Origin of the sequence: Parahaliea aestuarii (genome assembly GCF_008064635.1) — a bacterium.
Lineage (GTDB): Bacteria > Pseudomonadota > Gammaproteobacteria > Pseudomonadales > Halieaceae > Parahaliea > Parahaliea aestuarii.
Genome location: NZ_VRYZ01000001.1, coordinates 99,942 through 126,261, shown reverse-complemented (window position 1 = coordinate 126,261; position 26,320 = coordinate 99,942). Strand labels below are relative to the sequence as shown.

The window sequence follows — 26,320 nt, the reverse complement described above, 5'->3', positions numbered from 1 at the left end:
AGGATAAAGTCTCTATTTTTAGTCATATATGGCCAGGGGTGCTGCAAGATTCCACCGTCGCCGCCAAGCTTGACACAGTGACACCGGAGCCAGCCCATTGAAAAACAGGCAACCATCAAGACATATCGGGCTCGCCGCCTCAATTCTACTGGCGGCCGCCGGCTATTACATTGGCGCCCCGGTCGAAGCGGTTCTGGTTCTGGTACTGGTTGGAACACTGATCGAGTTCCTCCTGTTTCCACCCCGGGAGGACTGACGCCGCCTGTAGCGAGTCCGCTGAAGTGATACAGTCATCGCTCACATCACAACCAAATTGCTTGCCCATGCCCACCTGGCCCTTCGACAACACCTACGCCGCCCTGCCCGAGCAGTTCTACGCCCGCCTGCAACCAGGCCCGGTAGCAAACCCCGGCCCCATTCGCGTCAACCAGGCGCTGGCGGAGCAACTGGGGCTGGACGGCGAATGGCTGGCCTCCCCGGAAGGTACCCAGGTACTGGCGGGCAATACTGTGCCGGAGGGTGCCGAACCGCTGGCGGCGGCCTACGCCGGGCACCAGTTCGGTGGCTTTAACCCGCAGCTCGGGGACGGCCGCGCCATCCTGTTGGGGGAGGTGCTGGACAGGAACGGCGAGCGCTTTGACATCCAGCTCAAGGGCGCCGGGCGCACGCCCTGGTCGCGGGGTGGTGATGGCCGCGCGCCACTGGGGCCGGTGCTGCGCGAATACGTAGTCAGCGAGGCCATGCATGTACTGGGCGTACCGACCAGCCGGGCACTGGCGGCGGTCACCACCGGCGAGACGGTGTACCGCGACCGCGCACTGCCCGGTGCCGTGCTGACCCGCGTGGCGCGCAGCCACATCCGCATCGGCAGCTTCGAGTATTTCACCGCGCGCCGGGACAGCGAGTCCCTGCGCCTGCTGGCGGACCATGTCATCGCCCGCCACTATCCCGCTGCCGCGCACAGTGACAACCCGATGCTGGCTCTGCTGGAAGGGGTCATTCAGCGTCAGGCGGAGCTGGTGTCTCGCTGGCAATTGCTGGGCTTTATCCACGGTGTGATGAATACCGACAATATGCTGATGTCCGGAGAGACCATCGATTACGGCCCCTGCGCCTTTATGGACGATTTCCACCCGGAAACGGTATTCAGCTCCATCGACCACAACGGCCGCTATGCCTGGTGCAACCAGCCGAGTATTGCGCACTGGAACCTGTCGGTGCTGGCCCAGTGCCTCCTGCCCCTACTGCACGGGGACCAGGAAGAAGCGGTGAAGCTGGCACAGGCAGCGGTAGACACCTTCCCTGAGCGCTTCCTTGCGGTCCACCAGGCCGGTATCCAGCGGAAACTCGGCTGGCAGGGCTCGGCGCAAGGCGACGCCGAACTGATCGAGGAACTGTTTGCACTGATGGCCGAGGAGCGGGTCGACTTCACTCTCTTCTTCCGCAGCCTGGCGGATTTCGCCGACCCGGCCAGCCCGGCAGTGAAAGTTGACGACCTGTTTGCCATGCCGGCCCGCTTCCTGCCCTGGATGCAGCGCTGGCAGGCCCGCTGCGAACAGGACGGCCGCCCCGCCACCGAGCGTCAGCAGGCCATGTACCGCGCCAACCCCGCCTTCATCCCTCGCAATCACCTGGTGGAGGATGCCATCGCCGCAGCTGTTAACAGTGATGACCACGCCCCTTTCCACGCCCTGCTGGCGCGCCTGGAAAAGCCCTTCGACTACGATGCTGCAGACAGCCGCTACGCCCTGCCCCCGCGGCCGGAACAGGTGGTACAGCAAACCTTCTGCGGCACCTGACACGCGGGCACTGTATTGCTACGCCACGGCACCCTGTCGCAACTGCGAGCTTGTCGCCAGTGGCACGGCCTTCTACGCTCGGGCCATACTGCTGCAAAGCAATAACAAGGTAAGGTTGTCATGAAGCTATCCCATGCCGTTGGGCCCACCGAGCCCGCCATCCGCGATATCACCATGGGCGAACTGCTGGCGGAAGCTGCGCGGGCCTGCCCCGACAAACCGGCATTGATTGCCGGCGTCCACGACCCGGCCGCTCGCCGCCAGTGGACCTATGCAGAACTCTATGCCGATGCCCAGGCCGTGGCCCGTGCGCTGAGCGAGGACTTCGAACAGGGCGAGCGCGTCGCACTGTGGGCCGGCAATATCCCCGAATGGGTCGTGATTGAATTCGGCGCTGCCCTGGCCGGAGTGGTGCTGGTGACCGTCAATCCCTCGTTCCAGGCAAAAGAACTACAGTACGTACTGACCCAGTCCCGCACCAGCGGCCTGCTGGTGCAGCGCAATTGCCGCGGCAATCCCCTGCTGGCGATTGCCGAAAGCGTGCGTAGCGAATGCCCCGAGCTGCGCGTGCTGACCTGCCTGGACGACTACGACAGTTTGCTGGCCCATGGCCGGGCGAGCTCGGTGGAATTGCCCTCGGTGCGCCCCGGCGACCCGGTGATGATCCAGTACACCTCCGGCACCACCGGCTTTCCCAAGGGCGCGCTGTTGCACCATCGCGGCCTCATTAATGTCGCCCTGTTCAGCACCCACCGCCAGGGCGCCAGCCCCGGCGGGGTCATCGTCAACCCCATGCCCCTGTTCCACACCAGCGGCTGCGCCCTTGGGGTGCTCGGAAGCGTGGGCGCACAGGCCACGTTGGTGCTGCCGGAGCTGTTCGACCCGGGACTGATGCTGGAGTTGATCGAGACCTACGGTGCCCGCAACCTGGTGGGCGTGCCCACCATGCTGGTGGCCATTCTGGAGCACCCGGACTATCCCGAACGCGACCTCTCGTCAGTGGAGTTCATCGGCTCCGGCGCCTCCACGGTGCCGCAGGCCCTGGTGAAACGCCTGGAAAGCGAGCTGAATGCGCCCTTTATGATCGCCTTCGGCCAGACCGAGTGCTCCCCCACCGCCACGCACACCTGCCCCGATGACAGCATTGAGGACAAGGCCAACACCGTGGGGCCGCCCATGCCCCACACCGAGGCCAGGATCGTCGACCCGGAAACCGGCGAAACGGTACCGGTGGGCACACTCGGGGAATTCTGCACCCGCGGCTATCACGTCATGCTCGAATATTTCGATATGCCGGAAGCCACCGAAAAAACCATCGACGCCGAGGGCTGGCTGCACACCGGCGACCTCTGCACCATGGACGAGCGCGGCTACTGCACGGTGGAAGGACGCCTGAAAGACATGATCATCCGCGGCGGCGAGAACATCTACCCGCGGGAGATCGAGGAGGCCCTGTTCCGCCACCCCAGCGTGGGCGAAGTGGCCGTGGTGGGCCTGCCCCACGACCGCTGGGGCGAGGAAATCGGCTGCTTCCTGCGCCCGGCGCCGGGAGAAAGCCTGAACCAGGAGGCCCTGTTCAGCTACCTGCGGGAAAACCTCTCACCGCAGAAAACCCCGCGCCTGTGGTTCGAGGTCGACGCCTTCCCCCTTACCGGCTCCGGCAAGATCCAGAAGTTCAAGCTGCGCGAACTGTGGCGGGACGGGGCCTGCCAGCCGCTGGGGTAATTCCTTCACTTAGACTCACCCGGGGCCAGGCAGTATAATTGCCGCCGGCCCCGGCCTCGCCCGGGGCGCCCCGTCCAACCTGACCCCGACCGAGCGCGCTTTGACTATCGAATTCTTCGGCAAGACCCTGTCCGGCCCCTTCACCGTGCCCTCCGGCATCGTGACCACCGCCGTGCCCATCATCCAGTACGTCTTCGACCACATGCCCGAGGTCGGCGTGGTGACCACCAAGAGCATCGGCCTGGAGCCGCGCCTGGGTTACCGCGAACCCGTGCTGAGCCAGTACGCGCCGGGCTGCTTCGTCAACGCGGTGGGACTGACCAACCCCGGTGCCCACAAGTCCGCAGAGCTGATGGCGGAGCTGAAGGTACCGGCCGACCGCTTCCTGCTGACCTCCATCTTCGGTGGCAGCGTGGCGGAGTTCGTCGAGGTGGCGAAAATTCTCGCCCCGGTCTCCGACGGTCTCGAACTCAACCTGTCCTGTCCCCACGCCAAGGGCTACGGCATGGCCATGGGCCAGGACCCGGACATGGTGCGGGAGATTGTCAGCGCCGTAAAAGCGGTGGTCGATATTCCCGTCATTCCCAAGCTCACCCCCAACGCCCCCAATATCGGCGAGATCGCCCGGGCCGCCGCCGAGGGCGGCGCCGACGGTTTCTGTGCCATCAACACCGTGGGGCCGGGCTATACCTCCGCCCACGGCCACCCGGTGCTGAGCAATGGCGCGGGCGGCATGTCCGGCAAGGGCGTGCTGCCCATCGGGCTCAAATGTGTGCGCGAAGTGGCGGCCGCCACCGGCCTGCCGATTATCGGCTGCGGCGGGGTCAGCAGCGCCGATGACGTGCGCGCCTTCTTCGACGCCGGCGCCACCGTAGTCGGCGTCGGCTCTGCCCTGATCGGCCTCACCACCGACGAAATTGCCGACTACTTCCGCACCCTGGCGGCCGATCTGGAGAGCGGGAACAACCGCGCCGAGGGCCAGGTGCGCTACGACATCGACATGAACTTCCGCCCGGTCACCCTGGTACACAACCAGCGGGTCTGCGAGGACATCTGCGTCCTGACCTTCGACCGCAAGGTCAATGTGCAGGCCGGTGAATTCATCTTCCTGTGGATTCCGGGGCTCGGCGAAAAGCCCTTCTCCGCCCTGACCGACGACCCTTTTTCCCTCGCGGTGATCGATGTCGGGGAATTCACCCACGCCCTGATGGAACTGCCCGCCGGCACCCAGGCCTATGTGCGCGGTCCCCACGGCATCCCGGTGGCGCCACCGGAGGACGGCAGGATCGTAGCGGTGGCCGGCGGTACCGGACTGGCGGCGGTCTACCAGATCGCCCGCGATTTTGGCGACGCGACCGTCTTCACCGGCGCCCGCAGCGCGGAGCGTCTCTACTTCGTCGATGAGTGCGCGCAGATCGCCGATGTTCACATCGCCACTGACGACGGCAGCGCCGGCTATCACGGTGTCGTCACTGAATTGCTACGGGAACACCTGCAGACCATGCCCGCCGACGAACTGGCGAAGCTGGTGTTTTACAACTGCGGCCCGGCGCCGATGGTGCACGCGGCGGTAAAGGTGCAGCGGGAATTCTGCGGCGACGAGCAGATCTTCAGCTCCATCGATTACCTGACCAAGTGCGGCGTGGGCATCTGCGGTGCCTGCGCGACCCCCGACGGTCGCCGTCTGTGCGTCGACGGGCCGTTCCTGGCGACGGTGTAGGTCACCCCGCACCGGTTCACCCCCGTGCAGGTGTGGGCTATTGCCCCGTGCGGTTCACCCCACAGATACCGCCCGGACTGCTATCCTAGCGGCCCCGGTTAACGGAAGCAGAGACATGTCAGACGGAATCCACCACGCCCCCTGGGAACGCGCCTTCGAGCGGCTGATGACGCCGCTGGAGGAGTTTATCCACCGCCAGACCACCAGCGGCGTGTTGCTGATGATCTGCGCGGTAGTGGCGCTGGCGGTAGCCAACAGCCCCCTGCGCGACACCTACGAGCACTTCCTGCACACCCACATCAGCCTCGGCTTCGGCGAGCGCCAGTTCTCCCTGTCGATCCACTACTGGATCAACGAACTGCTGATGGCCTTCTTCTTCCTGGTGATTGGACTGGAACTGAAGCGGGAATTACTCGTGGGCGAGCTGTCCTCTCCCAGCCAGGCCATGCTGCCGATTATGGCGGCGATTGGCGGCATGCTGGTGCCGGCACTGGGTTACTGGATATTCAACAGCTCCGGGCCAGGTGCGGCCGGCTGGGGCATCCCGATGGCCACCGACATCGCCTTTGCCATCGGCGCCCTCAGCCTGCTGGGGGCGCAGGTGCCAAAAGCCCTGGTGACCTTCCTCATCGCCCTGGCTATCGTCGACGACCTCGGCGCGGTGCTGGTAATCGCCCTGTTCTACACCAACAAACTGGACATTACCGCCCTCCTCTACGTGGCCGCCTGCACCGGCCTGCTGGTGCTGCTGAACGCCGTCGGTATTCGCCGTACCCTGCCCTACGCCATCGCCGGCGCCCTGCTGTGGATGGCCATGCTGGCCAGCGGTATTCACGCCACCATCGCCGGCGTGATCATCGCCTTCACCGTGCCCATCCGGCCCAAATTCGAACCGGAGGTCTTCATCGACAAGGTGGAGGACTCTTCGAAGAAAATGCGCAAGGCGGTGTGGGACAAGCCGGACATCATCCACAACAACCGCTTCCGCGCCCTGGTCAGCTCGCTGGAGAACGGAGTGCACCTGGTGCAGGCGCCGGCCCAGCGCGCGGAACACGCCCTGCACCTGCCGGTGGCCTACATCGTGATCCCCATCTTCGCCCTGGCCAATGCCGGTATTCCCGTCAATTTCAGCGAGGTCGGCGACACCCTCGGCAACCCCATTACGCTCGGGGTGATATGCGGGCTGCTGCTCGGCAAACCCCTCGGGATTGCCGGCTTTACCTGGCTGGCGTTGAAACTCAAGTGGGCCAGCCTCCCCCCCGGGCTCACCATGACGCACGTGGTTGGCGTCGGCCTGCTCGGCGGCATCGGCTTTACCATGTCGATTTTTATCGCCGACCTGGGCTTTGCCGACAATGCCGAGCACCTGCTGATGGCCAAAACCGGCATTCTGCTGGCTTCCCTGCTGGCGGGCCTGAGCGGCTTCTTCCTGCTGCGCGCCATCGGCAAGCGGGACTGAGGCGGGATCAGCCCTGGGCCAGGCGGCCGCTCTCCCTGCGCTGTTCCACCAGGGCCATCGGGTCGTCGCGCAGCTCCTCCCAGAGGGCCAGTGCGCGCTGGTAGAGCGCGTCGGCCCGGCTGCCCGGAGGTATTTGCCCGCTGCCCCCGGCACCGTAGCGCTGGCGCAAATGGCGCATCAGGTTGAAACAGGTGGTCATTTGCCCCGCGCTGACCAGCACATCCAGCTCACCATAACCGCGGTACTCCACCGAGGGGTTCAGCCACAGTGCGGTCTTGGTATTGCTCGCCATCTGGATAATGGTGCACATTTCGTCAGTGGGCGGCGCCACATCCGGCAGGCGCTTGCAGTCATCCAGCAGGGTGAAAATCTCGTTGGTCATTACCCTGTCGCCCAGGGAGTGCTCGTCAAGGCTGGTGGAAAACACCGTACTGTAGCTGAGCTGGCGAATGCGGTTCATGAAGATCTTCGAGGTCAGGGCCACGGAGGAGCCGACCCGTAGATTGATCATGGCGATGGCCTCGCCCAAACGCAGCCGTTTCAGGTAGTGCCAGGGCTTGTTGCGGAAAGGCGGCATGACCTTTTCCATTTCCTTGTTCAACTGCACGATGGTGAGCCGCACCTTGATCACCAGCGCCGCCAGCAGGGCCATCACCGCCGCGGGAAACACAAAGGACAGGAACTTCCGCCAGGTGGACCATTCATGCGCTGCGATCTGGTCGCGATAGGACCAGAGATCCACCAGGCTGTCGCCGGCACTGAACACCATGAGGGCGGTCAGCACCCAGGTGAAGGCGTCGTACTGCCCCAGGGTACGACGGGTGAGGAAGTTGGACTCACCCGCCGCCAGCGGCTTGCTGGGGTAGAAGGTCTCGCTGCGCACCGGCGTATCGGAGATGATAAAGAGGCGCAAATGGCTGAGGTCGATACCGCTGTCACAGTCCTCTACGTCCAGTCGAGTGGAAGATGCCCGTGAAAAGCGCTCCAGCCAGTTGCTCCAGCCTTCCACCGCCGTAGGCTCGACAACACATTCCGGCTCATCCTCCAGACAGCCGTTGCGCTGCTGGCGTGCACGGTCGCGTCGCATCATCGCCAGCAGGATGCTGGTAACGCCCTGGTTGTCATAGACGCCGCCGTCCATCAGGGCGATGTTGCGGTTCTCGCCATTGGTCTGCCGCTCGAGGGCATCGGCCACTGCGGTACAAACCGGGCGCCCGGGTTCATCGTCACGCGGCCAGTGGAAATCCTCCGGGAAAAACAGCGGTTCCATACCCGCCGGAATACAGGCCGAGGCCGCCATGACATCGGCCATGCGCATGGCGCGGGCGTGCTCCTCGCTGATACTGACGTTGCCATTGCCGATCTTGCAGGGAAACTGACTCTTCTGGAAACGGAAGGCGATGCCGGTCTTGAACTCGGTGGCGTTGAACATTACCTCGGTCAGGTGGGCGTCGGTGCTGTCCCAGAATTGGCCGAAGGTGTGGGACTGATAAAAGCGGGTGAAGTACTGCTCGTGCAGAACATTTGCCATGGCGGTGATGAGATCACGACGCCCCGAGGGGAACAGCTCCCGCCGGTTGCGTTTCACCTTGCGGAAGATTTCCTCCATGGTATTGAGCCCGGGCAGGAACTCGTAGAGGTTATCGAAGCACTCCTGGTAGCCTTTGCCTTCCGCCTGGCACAGCGCGTAGCTGGTGCCAGTGAGGCTGCCGCCCGAGACCGATGACAGGATGTGGATATTGCGCAGCAGGTCGACCCGGTCCAGCAGGTCCAGCGCACCGAGATGAAAACCGGTGGCGCGCAGCCCGCCGCCGGACAGCGAAATCGCTATATGGGAGAGCAGCTTCGCGTCATTGGGGTCGTCGCAGCAGTCATCCCCGTGTTCGGCGTGATGCCCGTGTACGTGGTCGTGAACTTCCATATTCAGCCTCCGTCATGATTGCAGTGCCAGGCTTGCGCGACGCAGGTGCCGGGCGTCAACACGCCGCACCTCCCACACCAGTCCCAGCCATTCGAAAATACAGATAACGCCGTAAAAAAGGTCCAGTTGCCACCAGCGCAGACCGGCCCGCGCGGAGCGGGGAAAGCGATGGTGATTGTTGTGCCAGCCCTCACCATAGGTGAGCAGCGCGACGATCACATGGTTGGTCGAGGTATCGCGGGTGGCGAAGTCCCGGCTGCCGCGGCAATGGCAGAAATAGTTCACCGCGGAGCTCTGGTGCAGCAACAGCACGGCGGGCAGGCACCCGCCGATCACCATCATCGAAAACCCGCCCGTGGCGAACAGTACAGCGCACACCACCAGCGCCGGCAGGCTGCCATGGCGATAGAGAAAGGCCAGCTCGGGCCATTGCAGCCAGTGGCTGGCCTCGCGGCGAACGACATCGTCGCTGTAACCGCAGTCGATCAGGCTGCCGAACCAGCACTGCCACCAGCCCTGGTGCGGTGCATGCACATCGCCCTCGCTGTCGGAGTGACGGTGATGCAGGCGGTGCTTGCCGGCAAAATGTACCGCATTGCCAAAAGACAAGGCCGCCATCAGCGCCAGCAGGAACTGGAAAGCGCGGCTGGTGGCAAAGGCCCGGTGGGCAAAATAACGGTGCATGGCGACACCGACGCCAATGGCCGCCAGCGGGTAGACCAGGGCGAAAGCCAGCCAGTCGGGCCGACTGGTGCCGCGCAGCAGCGCTACCAGAACCAGCAGGTGCAACAGCGCAATGCCGCCTGCCCGATAGACCTGTTGTGCCCGCTTCATCGCAGCTGTACCACTTCCGCGCTCACACTGCGCTCGGCCGGCGGCAGCACATCATCCGCTACTGCGGCGTTGAGCTCGCCGCCCCAGTCCACCAGGTTGGTGGGCAGGAAGTAGTGGCGATACTGCTCGGCCACCGGCAGGCACGGCGTATAGACGCCATCGAGCACCTCGGTGGTGGAAACGTGGCTGCGCTGCACCTTGCGCCGGAAGATAGCGCCGGGACCGAGCACTGCGGTGGGCGCCATGATGGCGGCCGTAGCGAGACTCGACAACAGCATCTGGTCGCGATTCAAGCTGCGGTGGTAGCGTTTCAGGAACTTCGCCTGGTGTCGCAAAAAGCGCGCGCGATAGCCGGCGAAGCGACGCCCGCTGCGGATAAAGTCCACGACCTCGGGCTGCGGATCCAGGGTTGGCTTGAGACTGAGGGTGGAGCCCTCCATGTGTCGCATGTGGGTATTGGGTAGCAACAGGCCCTGCTCCAGGTTGTCCCTGAAGAAGGGAGTGCCCGGAAAGGGGATGGCGGTAAAGATAAAATTGGGCGGGGGAATTTCCGGGTTGTCGCAGATAATCTCCAGCTCCTTGCGCATCTGCGCCAGGCTGTGCCGGGTGGGGTCATACACCAGCCCGTACTGCACCAGCACCCCGCCGTCGCAGGCCCGGCGCAACAACTCCGCCTGGTTGTAGCGGCTGTTCTGCTTCTTGTTCTGCTCATCCAGCCACTGCTCGTCGTCGAATGACTCCACCCCGACGAACACCGAGATACAGCCGGTTTCTCGGGCGAAATCGATATTGGCGTCTTCCCAGAAGAAGGTGTCGGTTACAAAACCACTCCAGTACTTGAACTGGCCGGCCTGGCGTCGCACCTGGAAGCGCTGCACCCGTTCGCGAAAGCTCTCCGGGCCGGAGCCCATGATCTGGTTGTCCTGAAAGAAGAAAATGGGGCGCTTCCCCAGCGCATCCATCTGCGCCTCCAGGTAGTCCATCGGCGGTACTTCGTACTTCAGCCCGACCCCGGTGAGGCTGCAGAAACCACATTTGAAATTGCAGTTGCGCGAGGATTCAGCGTAGCCGAGACGGTGAATCCAGTAGGCCAGGTCGTAGCGCGGTCGGAACTGCTCAGCCACATAGCGGGGGCCCAGTGCCTCGCGCGCTACCGCGGCAATTTCATCGACATCGCCGACGCAGGTGTAGTCGAAAAAGGCCCGCGAATAGGTGGGAAGCGCGCGCACCCCGTGACCGCCCGCCGCAACAATCACCGCGGGATTGGCGGTTCTGGCGTAGGCGGTAAGATGCAGCAGTCGGTCAAAGGCCGCAGTGAGTCCGGTGAGCACCAGCAGGTCGGGCCAGCCGATCAACTCCGGCTGGAATACCTCGAGAAAGCCACTGTTCACTTCGTTGTAGAGGCGCACCTCACAGGTATCCGGGTTGAAATAACCCGCCAGCAAGGCCGGAGCCACGGCATTCGGCACCTGATTGGAGCGTTTGATCGCCATGCGCTCATCGGGGAAAAAAACATTGACGATCAGAACCTTCTTGCGCTGCTCCATGCTGCACGTAACCTCTCTGTAGCCGGTGTGAAATGGCGCCGGCGCTGTCATCCCTGACCCTGCCGCCAGTCGGGCTGGTGACAGGACAAGCCGGAAAGCTTAGCGGGAAACTTCCTCCACCGACAGACCGTGTTTAGTGTCCTCGTTCACAATTGCCAGCGCCCGGCGGTAATCTTCGCTATTGTCCTCGCTGACATAGCGGGCCAGCAACGCCTCAAGAAGACAGCGGGCGGCCGGCCGGCTATCTGGCAGGTCGTACAGGCTCAGGGCACAGGTCAGCGCGAAGGGCAGGTTGTTCACCTCTCGCGCCTGGTTGATCGCATCGATCAGAAGGGCTTCGCTGCGCCGCGTGTCACCATCCAGCAACACGGCGATACGGGCCTGCATACGCTGGTTTTCACTGCTGTAGAGCCACTCACCCTGGGCGTCGATATAGGCGGCGTTCTCGCTGGCCAGCGCATCGGCCTCATCCAGCAGCCCCTGGTCAATCAACTCACCCACGATCACGGCACGCAAATAGGCAGAACCGGATCGCGCCCCCACCGCCAGCGTCACACCCAGGTACTCGCGCATGGATGCCAGGCGCTGCACCGGGTCTTCCAGCACATCAGCGCGGAAGAACAAGCCGAGCGGGATAAAAAAGGAAAAGCCGCGCGCCTGACAGATATCGATCATTTCACCGGCATACAGGGCCGCTTCGTCCTTCCTGCCGCGCATGTGTTGCAGCCAGGTGGAGAAGAACAGCACCCAGACCAGGCAGTAGGGCTGGCCATGCTCCCTGGCCCAGGACAGCGCCCGGGCCAGGGAGTCGTCGGCGGCTCGCGGATCGCCGTGGGACCACAGCGCCAGCGCATGCATGCAAAACAGGTGGGGACGTGTATCGTCCCGACTCGGCGTTTGACGAGTAAAGTCCGCCTCGGCATCGATGTAGGAGAGTGCGCGCTGGAAGTATTCCAGGGTGGTGGGAATTTCCCCCCGATAGTAGTGGGAGTACCCGGCACAGTAGTTGGCCTGCAGCCACTCGGGTGGTTCATCGATCGCCGCGGCGAGCCGCAGTAACTGGTCCGCCAGCTCCAGGGCCCGGTCGTACTCGCCCCGAATCAGGTAGTACATCCACAGGCCGACAATCATTTTGAACAGCGTCGGGGTCTGCTCCACCTTGTCGCTGAGTTCCAGCGCCCGCTCGAAGGCGACCCGCACCTCGGGGTTGGTGTAGCCCTGGGTCGCCAGGCGGATCATGCCCATCAGGTTTTGCAGGGTGATTTCGTATTGATTGCGCCGCTCGGTATCGGACACATCCTTGAGAGCAGCCAGACCCCGCTGCACCTGTGCCACCGCTTCCTCATTGGCGAATTTCGCCTGGGAGAGCTGCGCCGCGCGTATCCAGTAGCTGATGGCGCAGTCCGCATTGCCGGCACGGCTGCAGTGATGGGCCACCAGCATGGGCTGCTGCTGGCAGATTTCCGGGAAATCGGCTTCCAGCTTGTCGGCGATGGCCTGGTGCAGGCGCTGACGCGTGCGCCGCAGCAACGACTGACTTGCCACTTCCATAATCAGGCGGTGTTTGAACTTGAAGGTGGCCTCAGGAAAAGCGCCCTTCTGGAAGATCAGGCCGGCGTTGACGATGGAGCTCATCACCCGACGCAGCAGCTTTTCCTCGCTGTCGGCACACACCGCTCGCAGCAATTCATAACTGAACTCGAAGCCGATCACCGAACACAGCTGCAACAGGGGCTTGGCCGCTCCCAGGTGATCGATACGCGCCGCCAGTGAAGCCTTCAGGGTGGCGGGAATGGCCAGCCCTTCCCCGGCGACGCCCGTCTGGCGGCTCTCCAGCAGGCTGTGGGTAAGCTGTTCCAGGTACAGCGGAATCCCGCCGGCATGATCGATAATCTGCTGCACCAGCCGTTCCGGCAGCTTCTCTTCACCCACCTGCCGCTGCACCAGCTCCGTCGCGACACGCGCCGGCAATTTATTGAGATTGAGTTCAATCACATCCGGCAGGTTGGCCCAGGCCGGCTCAAATTCCGGGCGGGCGGTAAACAGCCCCAGGATGGGTGTGGAGGGATCGTAGGCCAGCAGGCTTTCGATCAGGTCGCGGGTGGACGGGTCGGCCCAGTGCAAATCCTCCACCGCCAGAATCAGCGGCTTGCGCGCAGAAAAGCGCTCCATCAGCGAGACCAGCAGGGCCAGCGTTTTCTCCCGCACCCGCTTGCTGCTGTTGTCGTTGGCAAGGCGCATGTCCTCGTCACTGTTGGACAGCAGGGCGGCGAGCAGGGGTACAGCTTCTTCGTCACCCTCCTGCAGCACGTTGCCGACAAACTCCTGCAGGCGTTCCAATCGCTGGGCGGGGCTCAGGCGCTCGCCCAGGAACACGTTGCTTTCAAAGAAGTTCAGCAGGGGACGGAAGGGCGATTCGCGGTAGTAGGGTTCACAGGTGAGCAGCATCAGCTGCGCCTTGTCCTGCGCCACCAGTTCCCGGACCACGTCGAACAGCAGGCTGGTTTTACCCATGCCCGGCTCGCCCTTGATCAGGACGTATTCAGATTCGCCTTCCAGCACGGTGCGCCACTGCTGCATCACCAGCGAGCGCTCGTGTTCGCGCCCGAACAGCTCGCCGTGGTCGGCCATGACATTGGCGAGATCGGCGCTCAGCTCGCGGCCGAGCTGGTACACCGCCACCGCCTGCCCCAGCCGCGGATGGGACTGCCGCGCCACTTCTTCCAGGAAAAAACCAGAGCGCAGCAGGGTCCGGGTATCTTCACTGACGGCGGTTTCGCCCTCTGCCGCCGAGGCCTGCAGAAAGCCCGCCACACTCACCGTGTCGCCCAACAGGGACATGACATCGGCATCGCCGGCGCCTTCGTCGATAATGATGGTGGCGGAGTGGAGGCCCGCGCGGCTGATCACCCGGGTATCGGGGCCATCGGCGATATCGTGGGCGCGCACCAGGTCCAGCAGCTCCCGCGACAGGCGCGCCGCCCGCCGGGCGTCGTCTTCGTGAGCCAGGGGAAAGCCGAAGGCGACCACGATCTCATTGCGCCCGCTGGGCATGCGGGTGCCTTCGTATCCGGCCACCGCCTGGGCGATATCCTGCTCTATGCCTGCCACAAAGCCGAGCAGGATCTCCGGGTCTTCACGCCCCCGCAGCAGGCCCTGCAGCGATACCACCAGGGTGGTGACCTGGCGGGACTCCGACAGATCCATCGGCACCGCCAGGCTGGCGGACTTCAAACGCAGAATGTCGCCAGCCTCCTGGACGGGATCGGGACGCGCCTGGAACTGCACGGGGCTCGGCACCGGCTTCGCCAGCCCCACCAGGCTCGGCAGGCGGGTAAAGCGGGCGAGAATCAGAACCACCGGCAGAGCTGCCACCAGTACCCCGATCAGGGTCTGCATGATCCAGGCGGGCGCATCAAAGCTGGGCAGTACGATCTCCCCAATTTGCATGAGCAGCCAGGCCGCGACGCAATAGGCGCCCCCCACCCGAATAACCGGATGGTTGCGCAACTCCCGCCGCCACGTCCCCGCGGCCGGCTCAGCCTGTTGCGGGTCTGCCATGCCCGATGTCCCTTCCCCGCCCGATTGGGCTTGTTTTGTTATAGGCGGGGAGTGTAGCAGAGGTGGGGTACAACGCGCTTCGTTGCAAATCGCTCCGGGGTCGCGATTTGTCGAAGGCTAGTTTGAATCCGGGGAGTACCCCTCCAAACAAAAAAACCCCGGTCTGCCTGGGGGATTCAACCGCAAAGGCGGTATGCGCGGCAGATGAATCGTTGCAGCCTTTGGGCTGCAACGACCCCTGCGGGGCTTCGGCGCGGCGCGCCTCGTTGCAAATCGCTCCGGGGTCGCGATTTGTCGAAGGCTAGTTTGAATCGGGGGAGTACCCCTCCAAACAAAAAAACCCCGGTCTGCCTGGGGGATTCAACGGGAAAGGCGGTATGCGCGGCAGATGAATCGTTGCAGCCTTTGGGCTGCAACGACCCCTGCGGGGCTTCGGCGCTGACGCGCCTCGTTGCAAATCGCTCCGGGGTCGCGATTTGTCGAAGGCTAGTTTGAATCGGGGGAGTACCCCTCCAAACAAAAAACCCCGGTCTGCCTGCGGCTGACCGGGGTTTTCTTGTTTGGTAGGACTACCCAGATTCGAACTGGGGACCTCTACCATGTCAAGGTAGCGCTCTAACCAACTGAGCTATAGTCCTGTAAAGAGGGTGGCGATTATAAGGAGGTCGGGGACAATCCTCAACCGGGATTTTTACCCTTCCCCAACTCGCTGACCAGGCGGATTTGCCAGCGGTCGCGACGGTCGCGGGCCAGCAGGGGTCTCAGGGCGAGCATGCCGACAGGGCCGATGCTGCGTTCAAGGTAGGCCAGTTCCCGCAAATGGCCCTCCAGGCCCGCGCCTCCCGGGACGTCGAAGCCCTGCTCGCGCATCATCAACACGCCCTTGGCCCTCAGGCTGAGTTCGGTATAAAGGCGCAGATAGCAGAGCATATCCACCACGGCGATGGCATCGAATCGCTCGATGAGGTCGCTGAGGAAACCGCCGAGGCGGGAATTGCCGAACTCACCGCTGCGAATCAGTTGCAGCAGTTCCATGTCGCCATCCAGGCCCTGGCGCAGCCAGCGCTGCATGGCCAGCGCGCTGCGCTGGAATACCAGCAGCAGCAGGGCCGGCAATACACTCACCACCAGCAGGGTGTGGATCAGGGGCGACAGGTAAAAGCGATTGAACAGCCAGTGCAGACCCACGGCCAGCGCCAGCCCGGGCAGGCAGTAGTGCAAGCCCCGGCGGTTGCGCTCGGTGAGCAACTGGGTGAGCAGGGAGAAAATGGCGCTGACACCGCCGTGCATCAGCGCCGTGCCAAAACCCCGCACCAGCCATACAGCGGCCGGCAAGGGTTCCAGTACGGCGGCGTAGTACAGGTTTTCCACGATGGCGAAGCCGGCCCCAACGGCAAAGCCTAGAATCGCGGCATCCACCAGAAAGCCAATGCGGTGCAGGCGAAACAGCAGCAGAATCACCAGCGATTTAGCCACTTCCTCCACCAGGGGCAGCAACCAGTAGGTGGAAAGGCTGCTTTCCCTGGCCAGCCACCACAGATGGCGACTGAGCCAGAGGCACAGCAGTGCAGCGAGCCCGCCGGCCGCGATCACCCGTAGCACCCGCCAGCGCGACACCAGGCGATAGGCGTCCAGCAGGTGCAGCGCCGCCAGTAACAGCAGCACCGGGACAACGCCCAGCAGAAAGCTCACAGGTGTATCCGCCATGCCTCAATCCGCGACCGCAGGAACGGGGCATTGTGCCATAAGGTAAAAGAAAGCGGCCCGAAGGCCGCCAAGGGGTACGCCTGACGAACCGTCCCGTCAGTCAGGCTCTATGGTGCCCCGGTCGAGGCTGTGACCATCACGCTCCATACGCACATGGATGCGCGGTGCAGGCAATGTTCCCTGCGCTGCTACACCGTCCCTGGTGTCCGGCTCGATCTCGAGCCGGTAGCGCTCTTCTCCTGCAACGGCCAGCCGCATTTCAGCGGCTGGGCGCTTGGCATCTGACTGCCGGCGCCCAGCGACGTCCTGCCGCCAGCGCCATTGTTCACCGTCCAGGCTGAGCACCAGATCGGCAGCGGGCTGCGCATCCAGTTCCAGTTCCAGCACCAGGCCGGTGTTGTCGCGTACCAGCAGGGCGCGGGCATCCATACCCTGCCACTGCCAGTGGCGCTGCGCTTCCATCGCAGCCGCGTCAAGAAGGGTGCCGGTCATCCGTGACCGAAGCTGGCTATCCGTACCCAGCTCTGCAACACCCCAAAACTGCATCCCCACCCCAACCGCCACCACCAGGCTGGCGGCGAGCGCCAGGCCGCCCCACAGGGGGCGGGCGGTGTTGCGCGGGGCGGCGAAATCCACTCGCCGTACATTCCCCTCGCTGGCCGGGATACGGGCCTTGATGGCCGCTGCCAAATCCTTTGGCACCGGCACTTCAGGCGCCCCTGCAAGGGCACTGCGCAGGCTCTCCAGTTCCGCCAGCCATTCCCGGGCCTCGGCGCTGTCCCTGAACTCGTCCTGCAATTGACGCCACTCCGTCGACGTCAGTTCTCCGTCGAAACCCGCCTGCAGACGCTGTTTGTCAAAATCGCTAAGCATGGTCGGACTCTTGTTCCAGCAAATTTCGCAGTGTGCGGCGGGCCTCAAACAACCGGGATTTCACGGTTTTCTCCGGCAGTGCCAGAATTTCGCCAATCTCGCTGTAGCTGCATTCTGAATAATGCCGCAGCACCACCACTGCCCTCTGTTCATCACTCAGGCCCGTCATTGCAGCCTGGATTTGTGCCTGTAGCTGACCGTGCCGGGCAACCAGCTCCGGACCAGGGCCTTGATCTGGTAGCGACTCGTCCAGACATTCACCGCCCCGTCTCCGCCGCCGGAAGTCGAGTGCCTCGTTGAGGGCAATGCGGTAGATCCAGCTAAAAAATCTGTGTTCCGGGCGAAAGGTGTGCAGGCTTTCGAAGGCGCTGAGAAAAGTTGACTGTGTAACATCTGCCGCATCCTCGCTGCTTCCCAACAGGCGGAAAGCCAGCCTGTAAATGGCGCCGTGATAGAGGTCAACCAGTTCACCCAGCGCCTGCCTGTCACCTCGCTGGCCCCGCAGGACCAGTTGGCCATCCCTGGCCGCGTCCAGCTCCTTATCCATAATTACTCCGGGGCGGACAAAAAGTTGGAAAAAAAGTGAAAAAAGTTTTCACCGGCACCGGGTAGCGACCCGGACTCATGCGGGATCGCTGGCCGGAACCACCTCGAACAGCATGTCGAAACCGGAAAAATGCAGGATTTCCACGATGTGGGGACTGACCTGAACCAGGCGCAGGCCGGCGCCGCCGGCACTCAGCCGCTTGTGGGCCTTGAGCAATACGCCGAGGCCGGCACTGGAAATGTACTCGAGGTTGGCCAGATCCACTTCCGCGGCGCCGGACAGCGCCTCAAAGTGGGGTTCCGCCAGCGGCGCAGCGGCGGCATCGAGGCGGCCGGCCAGCCGCAGGCCGTTGCTATCGGGATGGACTTCAAACATCGGTTGGCTCCTCCCGGGCCATAAAGGACAGCGTGTTACAGCGATTGTGATAGTGATAGTGGACGCTTCCCACCAGCTGGCGAACCAGGTGCAGGCCGAGGCCGCCAATCTGGCGCTCGTTCAATGGCCGCGAGATATCCACCGGCGGCACCGAGGCGGGATCAAAGGGCTCGGCATCGTGGTCAGCAAGGCTGACCCTCACACCGCCGGCAACCACCTCCAGTTCGAGTGTGATCGGCCCCTGCCCCTGCTGATTATGTCGCAGCATATTGACGAACAGCTCTTCGGTAGCCAGATCGACGGGATAAATCAGGGCATCGGGCAGGTCACTGGCAGCAAACAGGCTTCGACGCGCCGCCACAATGCGCTCGATCTCGCCCAACTCCCTGCGCAGAGACAGTTTCATGGCGCTCCCGAAACGTTCCGCCGCACCCCGCCAACGACCACCCGCCGAGTGTAAAACAGCCCCCGGCAAAGCAAAAGGCAAGCGGGCTCAGGGCGCCGGGCGCTTGACCAGCACAATCGTGAGATCATCCTGCTGCTCCCGGTGGCCGGCAAAGGTCTCCAGCGACTGCATCAGCCGCGCCGCCATTTCGGCGGTGGTGGCCTCGCAATACTCGCGCAGCATGTCTGCAACCCGCTCGCGCCCGAACAGGCCCGCATCCCCCTCGCACTCATAGACGCCATCCGACAGCACCGCCAGGATATCCCCCGGCGCCAGGGCCAGGCTGCGGATGGGCGCCGCGCGGTCCACTGCCATGGTGCCGAGGGGAAAGGTGGTGGGGCCGAACCATTCGCAGTCGCGAGTAGCCGCCCGGTAGTGCAGGATAGGCCCCTGCCCGGCGGAAAAGTAGTCGACCTGGTGTCGCTGCGGATCGAGGAAACCGGCGAAAGCCGTAACGAAGCGGTCGTCCGGCAGATCCTCGTCGAGCTGGTTGTTGACATGGATATAGGCCTCCCCGAGTTCCGCGCCGACGCGGAAGGCCACCCGGAACATGGCTTGCATCTGGGTGGCGCACAGGGCCGGGCCGAAGCCGTGGCCGGTGGCGTCCCCCAGCAGTACGAACACCCCCTGCTCCAGTTCCACCAGGTCGAACATATCGCCGCCGGTTTCCGCGGCGGGGCGCAGACAGCCGAAAAAATCGTAGCCGGCCACCTGCGGCATCTGCGGCGGCAGAATGCTCATCTGGATGTCGCGGGCAGCGGCGATATCGTCCGCGCGCAGTCCCCCGGCCACCGTCAGCGGCGTATCAGCCATCAGCATCACTCCGGGCGGGGAACACCTGCTCGCCCGCCACATATGTGGCCTTGACCTGCAGTTGCCACAGATCGTTTTCCGGCAGGGTGAAGTAATCGCCGTCGACCAGGATGAAGTCGGCGTAGTACCCCGGCTGCAAGTGGCCCAGCACACCCTCCTGGTGCGCGGCGTAGGCGGCGCCACTGGTAAACAGGGCGAGCGCCGCCTCGCGACTCATTTTCTCTTTCGGCAACCAGCCACCGGGCGGACGACCCGCCTGGTCCTGGCGGGTTACGGCGGCGTAGAGACCGTGGAAAGGATTGGGGGACTCCACTGGAAAATCAGAGCCGCCGGCCATGCGGGCACCGCTCTCGAGCAGGGATTCCCAGGCATAGGCGCCGCGCAGGCGCGTTTCGCCCAGGCGGTCGCCGGCCATGTTCATATCGCTGGTGGCGTGTACCGGTTGCACCGAGGCAATCACATTGAGGGCGGGAAAGCGGGAGATATCCGCCGGTCGCAGGATCTGGGCGTGCTCTACCCGGTGGCGCAGGGCGGCGCTGCGCGAGTTGCTGTTCACCGCTTCCAGCAAATCGAGCACCAGGGCGTTGGCGCGGTCGCCAATGGCGTGGGTATTGACCTGGTAACCCGCGGCAACCGCGCGGTGCATGTGGTGCGCCAGCTCTTTGCGACTATGCAGCAGCAGGCCCCGGTTGCCGCTGCTGTCGCTGTAATCGTCAAACAGGGCCGCGCCGCGGGAGCCGAGGGCGCCGTCGGCGGAAATTTTCACGCTGCGGATATCCAGGCGGTGCTGTGCATCGACGAGAGGCCCCTGCTCCAGGTAGCGATCATTGTCGGGATCGCGCACATCGAGCATGGCGTAGACCCGGATCGGCAGGCGGTCCTCGGCCAGCAATTGCTGGTAGGCCTCCACCTCACGGGCCGGAATACCGGCATCGTGCACCGCGGTCAGGCCGTAGCTAGCCAGCTTTTCCAGGGCGCTGTACTGCAGCGCTGCCAGCGCCTCCACATCTGGCCCTGGCATTACAGCGGTCACCAGATCCATGGCATTGTCGATCAGTACACCGGTCGGCTGCCCCTGTTCGTCGCGCAGAATCTGGCCGCCGTCCGGGTCGGGTGTGCCGGCGCCAATACCGGCCAGGGCCAGTGCCCGGGAGTTCACCCACAGGGCGTGGCCATCCACCCGCCCCAGCACCACCGCGCGCTCGCCGCTGATCGCATCCAGAGCGGCCCTGGCGGGGAAGGCCTTGTCCGGCCACAGCACCTGGTTCCAGCCACGGCCCTCGACCCAGTCGCGGTCGGGGTGGGCATCAATATAGTGGGCGACGCGCCGGGCGGCCTCGGCTTCGCTGCTGCTGCCCACCAGGTCCACCGTGGCCAGGGCGCGGCCGAAGGAGCTGACATGGCCGTGGGCATCGATCAGGCCCGGGAGCAGGGTGGCTCCGAAACCGTCAATCCGGGTAGCGGCCCGGCTGGCATCGGCGGAGGCGACATCCCGGTACAGGTGGGTAATGACGCCCTTGTCGAATTCCAGCGCCGAGAAGGTCTGCACCTGATCGCCGTCCAGGCTATAGCCGCGAATATTGTGCACCAGGGTGGCGGCGTGAGCAGCGCTGGCGGCAAGGCCGAATACCAGGGCGGCACAGCGTAGTGTTCTCATCATTATTGGGACTCCAGGAAACGGCGCGCCACGGCGGTGATTTCCCCGACATCATAAAGCCTGCATCCGCGGCCGTAAAAGCGCTGCAGGGCTTCGTCATCCGGAAAGCTGTAGTAATTGCCGCCCACAGGCTGCGCTGTCGTATTCAGGGTTTCGCCGCGCGCCAGGCTGGCCACTGCCTCCAGCATCGACGCACAGCCGGCCGGATAGAGGTCCAGCACATTGGCCAGGTAACTGCTGCTGTAGTCCACCGGGCGGCGGTGGGTAGCGACGATATCGCCGGTATCGATGCCGGCATCGCGAATGTAATGCAGGGTAGTGCCGATGCTATCCCTGCCATCGCACATGGCGCGGAAGGTCGCCATCACCCCGCGATAGTCGGGCAGCAGTCCGGAGTGCAGGTTTAACACACCCAGGGGCGGAACGGCGATGGCGTCTTCGCGCAGGATACCGCCATAGCGAATGCTCAGCACCAGATCCGGCTGACTCCCGGCCAGCGTTGACAACCCCTCCGGGGTATTGATGCGGCTGAGGCCGGCGAGGCCGACACCGTATTCTGCACAGAGGTTTTCGAAGCTCTTTAGCCCGGCCCCGCCCGGTGAAGAGCCGAGGGCTGGAAACAGCAGATCGGTGAACAGGGTCTGCTCCAGAAAGCGCAGCATGGCCAGGTCGGGGTGGGCAGGGCCACCCCCGCCGACCTGGCCCGACAGGAACACCTGCACCCGGTGTTCTGCCGCCAGCGCCGGCAGCATCTGGTTGAGCGCCAGGCTACTGGCGAGATCGCGATTGCTGAGAAGGGTGATGTTCATGCGAATACTCTTGAGTCAGTGCGCTGCTGCCGGTCAACGCAAAAAGACCGACGGGAACTGCGCGCGGCAGTCGGCCAGGTTGCGCGCCGCGCCCGCCTCGTCACCCACTTCGCGCAGCGTGGCACCCAGCAGATTGCAGGCGCCCTGATGATAGGAGTATTTTTCCAGCACGGCGCGAGCATTGCGCTGCGCCCTGTCCGCATCGCCCTGCAGGAGGAAACGCCAGCCCTCGCTCAACTGCCACCAGGGCGAATCCGCGGGCACCCCAACGGAGAGTTGCACCGGCACTTCCTGTCGCGCCAGCAGGATGGCGCTGGAAGAACTGTATACCCGCTTCCAGCGCCCGCTGGCCAGCAACTCCTTCGCCTTGTGCGCGCCGCCGGCCAGCCTGGCGGGCCACAGGAAATACTCCGCCCCCGACTGCTCGACAATGTCTATCCAGCCCGGATCACCGCGCAGCACACTGACGTAGTTGAGGTAGACAGCATCGCCGTAGAGGGTATTGGCGCGGCCATCGATGTATACCGACAGCGCACCGTCGCTGCGCCAGTGCAGGAATCCGCCCCAGTTGTAGTAGGCAAACACCCTGCCCTGTACCCGGTTGCGCTGCAGGACATCGACCGTCAGGTGGGGATAGCTGTACTCCGCCGTCAGGTAGTGGAAGGCCGGCGCCGCCTGCAGGGGGTATGGCGCCAGGCGCAGCAGCGCCACCAGCAACAGGGCACCCAGCAGGGTCCACTGCAGTCCCGCGCGCAGGCGGCCGAGGAGCACACCCAGCAAGGGCGCCGCAAACACTGCCAGGGCAATGGCGAACAGGGGAATAAAACGCCGGCTGGTCAGGGCCATGGCCAGGGTTAGCAGGGCAACTCCCAGGGACCACCAGGGCAGGTGCACCTGCCGCCGGAGCAACGGCAGACAGTAACCCAGCAGCGCCAGCGGCAGCAGCGGCAGGCACCAGAAAAACAACGGCGATTGGATGCCCCCAGGCATCCAGGGCGGCAGCCACTCGGCAATCTGGCGAAAAGGGGATTCCGCCTGCAGGGCGTAGGTAAGCGGATAGATCACCACCTTGGCGCCATCCGGGTTGAGCATACACACCGCGATACAGCCCAGCTCCCACAGCGCCACTCGCCACACCGCCGCCCAGCTCGACTGCCGAAAGGGGAACAGCAGGAAGGGCAGCACCAGCAGCCCCAGCATGAAACCGCCGTGCAGGTTGACCCAGAGCAGGAACAGCAGGGCAAACTGCCAGAATGGCGCCCTGCGCACCCCGAGGTGGAGCAGCACAACAAAGGCCAGCAGGCTGTACAGGTGGGGGCGCATGTCGATAAAGGGCGCGGCGACGGCGAGGGCCAGGACGCTGAGCAGCAGTGCCGCGGGCTGCGCCCCGGAAAGCCGCACCAGCAGTGCCTGCAGCAGTCCGAAACAGGCGATCACCAGCAACCACTTCCAGTACACCAGCGAGTGCAGGCCAAACAGCTGGTACCAGCCGTAGAACACCAGGTCCGACAGCCACTCGTGATTGCGCCAGCGCTCTCCAGCGGCGCTGTAGGACCAGGTATCGCGCAGCCACAGGGTGCCCTGCTCCAGAATTTCCCGGCCCCCGGCCAGGTGCCACCACAGATCCGAGCCCGCCATTTCGGTGAAGCCGAAGCCGAGGAAAAGGAGTGCGCCTACCAGGTACCAGCAGGCGCTCTGCCAGGAAGGCCGCCCGCTTTCAGTCATCGTGTTGCCGTTCCCGGCTCGGGTGCAGGCCCCTCAGATAATAGAGCTGGCGCTGCTTGCTTTCGACATAGGTACGCCCCAGGTATTCGCCAATGATGCCGAGGCAGATGAGTTGCACACCGCCCAGGAACAGCATCACCACGATCAGCGAGGGATAACCCGGCACCGGGTTGCCGAACAGCAGAGTGCGCAGCAGGAAGTAGACGCCGTAAAGAAAGGCGGCACTGGCGGTCACTACCCCCAGCAGGGTCGCCAGTTTCAGCGGCACGGTAGAAAAAGACGTGATGCCCTCCAGCGCCAGCCCCCACAGCCGCAGGTAGTTCCACTTGCTCTGCCCGGTGTGGCGCGGGTGGCGATGGTAGGGCAGGGCCTTCTGTGGAAAGCCGATCCAGGCGTAAAGACCCGCCATGTAGCGGTGCTTCTCGCGCAGGGCCCTGACCGCCTCCACCGCGCGCCGGCTGAGCAGGCGAAAATCACCGGCATCGGCGGGGATCGGCACATCGCTGAGCACATTGATCACCCGGTAGTACCAGTGTGAGGTCTGGATTTTGAGCCAGGTCTCTCCCTCGCGGCTGAGGCGCTGGCCGTAGACGATGTCGTAGCCCTCGCGCCAGGCGGCGATAAATTCGGGAATCAGCTCCGGCGGATCCTGCAGGTCGGCGTCCAGCAGCATCACCACGTCGCCGCTGGCGTGATCCAGCCCCGCCGACACGGCGATCTCCTTGCCGAAGTTGCGGCTGAGTTCGATGAGGCCGACGCGGGCGTCGCGCTGGCGCAGTTCCAGCAACCACTGGGCGCTGCCATCGCTGGAGCCGTCGTCGACAAAGAGAAACTCAAAGTTCTCCGCGCAGTTCCCGGCCACTGCATCGAGGCGGCGGTAGCACTCGGCCAGCCCGTCCACTTCGTTGTAGACGGGAATCAGCACCGTCACTGTAATCGACGCTGCCGCTGCGTCAGCTGCTGTAGTCAAAGATTGCCCCCTGCCCTGTTTATCTATTCCCGCTTTTCGGTTAATGCAATAAAGCTCACTGCAGAATCCGGAAGATGTGGATATCCCCCACAAACAGCTGGAAAGTGCCGTACCAGTGCTTGTGCAGCACCAGTTCCGGCATGAAGTTGTTCACCGCGATCACCCGCTCCTGCCGCAGGTAATCGACCTCGCCCGCCAGCGCCTGCCGGTAAAACTGTGCGTTGAACGGCGTGGTCTTGACCAGCCGTTGCAGGTCGCCAATCAGCGGCCCGTTCAATTCATTGGCGAAAGCGGTGTCGTACCAGTTCTCGCTGAGCAGCAGGTACTGGCCCTGGCGCAACACGGCACCGCCATCCCGGGCAAAACTTTCGCGGAACAGACCCTGAGCCACCTCCGGCAACCGCGGAGGCTGCACATAGTAGCTGAATAACAGCCGCTCCGGGCGCGCCTGCTGGTACCAGTGGCGCAGTTCGATACGCGGGTCGCGATGGTAGTCGGCTACCAAATCCCAGGCCAGCAACGCGGGCCAGGCGAGAAACAGGGGCAGGCCGACGCGAGCCCAGCGCCGGGGCAGGGTCCAGAAACCCATGGCCGCCAGCAGGGCTGCGGCCGGTATCAGGGCCAGGTAGTGGCGGTAATAGGTCACCGGCGCCGGCACCAGCATGAACAGCAGGAACACGACCAGTGGCAGCAGGCACAGCCAGGGACGCCAGGGCGGACCGGAGCGCAGCAGGGAGCGCACCCCGAGGGGAATGCACAGCGCCGCCGGCAGCCCCAGCCCTACCGTCAATACCAGGGGGATGTTGAGCGCGTTGCGCAGCCACTTGTGCCAGCCGATGGCCGCGTAGCTGCTGCCGAAGCGGCCCTCCATTGCGCCCATGGTGTAACTGGCGACCACTTCGATCTGTAGCAGTGCGAAACCGAGGAAAGGAGCAGCCAGCCACAGGGGAATCATACCGGGGGCAATGCGTCGCCAGGGCACGGCCAGATAGCCAAGCGCCAGCAGCGGCCACGCGCCGAGGGGAAAGTCGCTGTTGCTGAGACAGCCAAAGGCGATGACCACTGTGAGCACCGCAAGGCAGAAACGCCACCGGCTCCAGCCACGGGCGACAAACTCCCCCACAGTCGCAGGCAGCGCTGCCGCCAGAGTCAACAGGGCGAATACCCAGTACTTGGCCCAGACGGCCGCCGTGAGCAGCGGCGGCAGCGCCCACAGGGCCCTGCGCCAGCGTGTACTGGCGGCCACGGCGCCCAGCAACAGGAAGTAAATAAAGAAGACAGAGGGTGCATCCACGGTGCCGCTGTGGGACTCACTGATATGAAAGCCGGACAGGGCCAGTAGCGCTCCTGCGGTCAGGCCAACCGCCGGCTGCGCTGGCAGCAAGCAGAAAGCCAGCAGGGCCAGCACCACCGGCGTCAGCGCACCGGTGACGGCAGAGAAGATACGCGCCCCCCGGATATGTTCGGCGCCGTGGCAATAGGCGGCGACCGCAGCCGCATCGCCGGCAATGCCGGGGGGAGGGCCGGCGCCCAGTAGCCCGGCGATAGCAATGGTCTGGCGGCCAATGAAGGTGGAATACTTGAATCCCCCCAGCGCTGCCCGGCAGGATCCGCCCTCGTCGAAATTCACCAGGTTGAAGGTGCCCGGGCCGTCCCAGCCCCAGCCAAGTAGCGCAGCACTGTAGAGCCTGGGCAGCAGGCCCAGCAGGAAAATACACAGTAGCAAGGCCAGCGGGAGCCTCCACTCGCGCCGTATGTCCGCATCCATCACCCAGAGCCCCCGTCGATCCTGTCAAAGTATCCCCCAGCGGGGATCGCAATGAAACCGGCGGG

Annotated in this window: 20 protein-coding genes and 1 tRNA gene; 4 read left to right on the top strand and 17 right to left on the bottom strand. The window is 64.1% G+C overall.

Annotated elements, in window-relative coordinates:
• Window positions 1–145: 145 nt before the first annotated feature.
• Window positions 146–325, bottom strand: coding sequence for a hypothetical protein (locus FVW59_RS00535; protein WP_148062297.1), 180 nt, complete (start codon window positions 323–325; stop codon window positions 146–148).
• Here FVW59_RS00535 and FVW59_RS00530 point away from each other — a divergent pair.
• The 4 genes from FVW59_RS00530 (at window position 324) to nhaA (ending at window position 6,703) form a co-directional block, all read left to right on the top strand.
• Window positions 324–1,799 (top strand): protein adenylyltransferase SelO, encoded by a 1,476-nt coding sequence (locus FVW59_RS00530; protein ID WP_148062296.1) that lies wholly within the window; start codon window positions 324–326, stop codon window positions 1,797–1,799. The genes FVW59_RS00535 and FVW59_RS00530 overlap by 2 nt on opposite strands.
• A 120-nt stretch (window positions 1,800–1,919) precedes the next feature.
• A complete protein-coding gene (locus tag FVW59_RS00525; protein WP_148062295.1) occupies window positions 1,920–3,524 on the top strand; it encodes an AMP-binding protein in 1,605 nt (534 codons plus the stop codon).
• Window positions 3,525–3,624: 100 nt separating this feature from the next.
• Window positions 3,625–5,244, top strand: a complete 1,620-nt coding sequence (locus FVW59_RS00520; RefSeq protein ID WP_148062294.1) for a tRNA-dihydrouridine synthase — start codon at window positions 3,625–3,627, stop codon at window positions 5,242–5,244.
• Between the two features lie 115 nt (window positions 5,245–5,359).
• Complete coding sequence (gene nhaA, locus FVW59_RS00515; protein WP_148062293.1) at window positions 5,360–6,703, top strand: Na+/H+ antiporter NhaA; 1,344 nt, start codon at window positions 5,360–5,362, stop codon at window positions 6,701–6,703.
• A 7-nt stretch (window positions 6,704–6,710) separates the two neighbouring features.
• Here the strand turns inward: nhaA and FVW59_RS00510 are convergent, their stop codons facing one another.
• The 16 genes from FVW59_RS00510 to FVW59_RS00435 all read right to left on the bottom strand — a co-directional run bounded on the left by FVW59_RS00510 (window position 6,711) and on the right by FVW59_RS00435 (window position 26,255).
• A complete protein-coding gene (locus tag FVW59_RS00510) occupies window positions 6,711–8,624 on the bottom strand; it encodes a patatin-like phospholipase family protein (RefSeq protein ID WP_148062292.1) in 1,914 nt (637 codons plus the stop codon).
• Window positions 8,625–8,636: 12 nt separating this feature from the next.
• A complete protein-coding gene (locus FVW59_RS00505; RefSeq protein ID WP_148062291.1) occupies window positions 8,637–9,458 on the bottom strand; it encodes an acyl-CoA desaturase in 822 nt (273 codons plus the stop codon).
• Window positions 9,455–11,005 carry a B12-binding domain-containing radical SAM protein gene (locus FVW59_RS00500; protein WP_148062290.1) on the bottom strand — a complete coding sequence of 517 codons (1,551 nt, stop codon included), beginning with the start codon at window positions 11,003–11,005 and terminating at the stop codon, window positions 9,455–9,457. The genes FVW59_RS00505 and FVW59_RS00500 overlap by 4 nt, the downstream gene beginning before the upstream one ends.
• A gap of 99 nt (window positions 11,006–11,104) precedes the next feature.
• The gene (locus FVW59_RS00495) at window positions 11,105–14,566 is read right to left on the bottom strand and encodes an AAA family ATPase (RefSeq protein WP_148062289.1); all 3,462 of its coding nucleotides are present in this window, start codon (window positions 14,564–14,566) and stop codon (window positions 11,105–11,107) included.
• A gap of 561 nt (window positions 14,567–15,127) precedes the next feature.
• Window positions 15,128–15,204, bottom strand: a tRNA-Val gene (locus FVW59_RS00490).
• 40 nt (window positions 15,205–15,244) lie between these two features.
• Entirely contained in the window at window positions 15,245–16,273 is a 1,029-nt protein-coding gene (locus tag FVW59_RS00485) for a PrsW family glutamic-type intramembrane protease (RefSeq protein ID WP_148062288.1), read from the bottom strand.
• Window positions 16,274–16,369: 96 nt separating this feature from the next.
• Window positions 16,370–17,146, bottom strand: coding sequence for a DUF3379 domain-containing protein (locus FVW59_RS00480; RefSeq protein ID WP_148062287.1), 777 nt, complete (start codon window positions 17,144–17,146; stop codon window positions 16,370–16,372).
• Window positions 17,139–17,693, bottom strand: coding sequence for an RNA polymerase sigma factor (locus FVW59_RS00475; protein ID WP_148062286.1), 555 nt, complete (start codon window positions 17,691–17,693; stop codon window positions 17,139–17,141). The genes FVW59_RS00480 and FVW59_RS00475 overlap by 8 nt, the downstream gene beginning before the upstream one ends.
• Before the next feature lie 75 nt (window positions 17,694–17,768).
• On the bottom strand, window positions 17,769–18,068 hold the full coding sequence (locus FVW59_RS00470; RefSeq protein ID WP_148062285.1) for an STAS domain-containing protein: 300 nt from the start codon (window positions 18,066–18,068) through the stop codon (window positions 17,769–17,771).
• Window positions 18,061–18,474: an ATP-binding protein gene (locus FVW59_RS00465; RefSeq protein WP_148062284.1), complete on the bottom strand. Its 414-nt coding sequence runs from the start codon at window positions 18,472–18,474 to the stop codon at window positions 18,061–18,063. Before FVW59_RS00465 ends, FVW59_RS00470 begins: the two co-directional genes overlap by 8 nt.
• Before the next feature lie 87 nt (window positions 18,475–18,561).
• Window positions 18,562–19,326 (bottom strand): PP2C family protein-serine/threonine phosphatase, encoded by a 765-nt coding sequence (locus FVW59_RS00460; RefSeq protein ID WP_187275693.1) that lies wholly within the window; start codon window positions 19,324–19,326, stop codon window positions 18,562–18,564.
• Window positions 19,319–20,986 (bottom strand): amidohydrolase, encoded by a 1,668-nt coding sequence (locus tag FVW59_RS00455; RefSeq protein WP_222711388.1) that lies wholly within the window; start codon window positions 20,984–20,986, stop codon window positions 19,319–19,321. Before FVW59_RS00455 ends, FVW59_RS00460 begins: the two co-directional genes overlap by 8 nt.
• On the bottom strand, window positions 20,986–21,792 hold the full coding sequence (locus FVW59_RS00450; protein ID WP_148062282.1) for a formyl transferase: 807 nt from the start codon (window positions 21,790–21,792) through the stop codon (window positions 20,986–20,988). The genes FVW59_RS00455 and FVW59_RS00450 overlap by 1 nt, the downstream gene beginning before the upstream one ends.
• Window positions 21,793–21,825: 33 nt before the next feature.
• Window positions 21,826–23,517: a hypothetical protein gene (locus FVW59_RS00445; protein WP_148062281.1), complete on the bottom strand. Its 1,692-nt coding sequence runs from the start codon at window positions 23,515–23,517 to the stop codon at window positions 21,826–21,828.
• Complete coding sequence (locus tag FVW59_RS00440; RefSeq protein ID WP_246139587.1) at window positions 23,510–24,487, bottom strand: glycosyltransferase family 2 protein; 978 nt, start codon at window positions 24,485–24,487, stop codon at window positions 23,510–23,512. Before FVW59_RS00440 ends, FVW59_RS00445 begins: the two co-directional genes overlap by 8 nt.
• Window positions 24,488–24,542: 55 nt before the next feature.
• Entirely contained in the window at window positions 24,543–26,255 is a 1,713-nt protein-coding gene (locus FVW59_RS00435) for a hypothetical protein (protein ID WP_148062280.1), read from the bottom strand.
• Window positions 26,256–26,320: the final 65 nt, after the last annotated feature.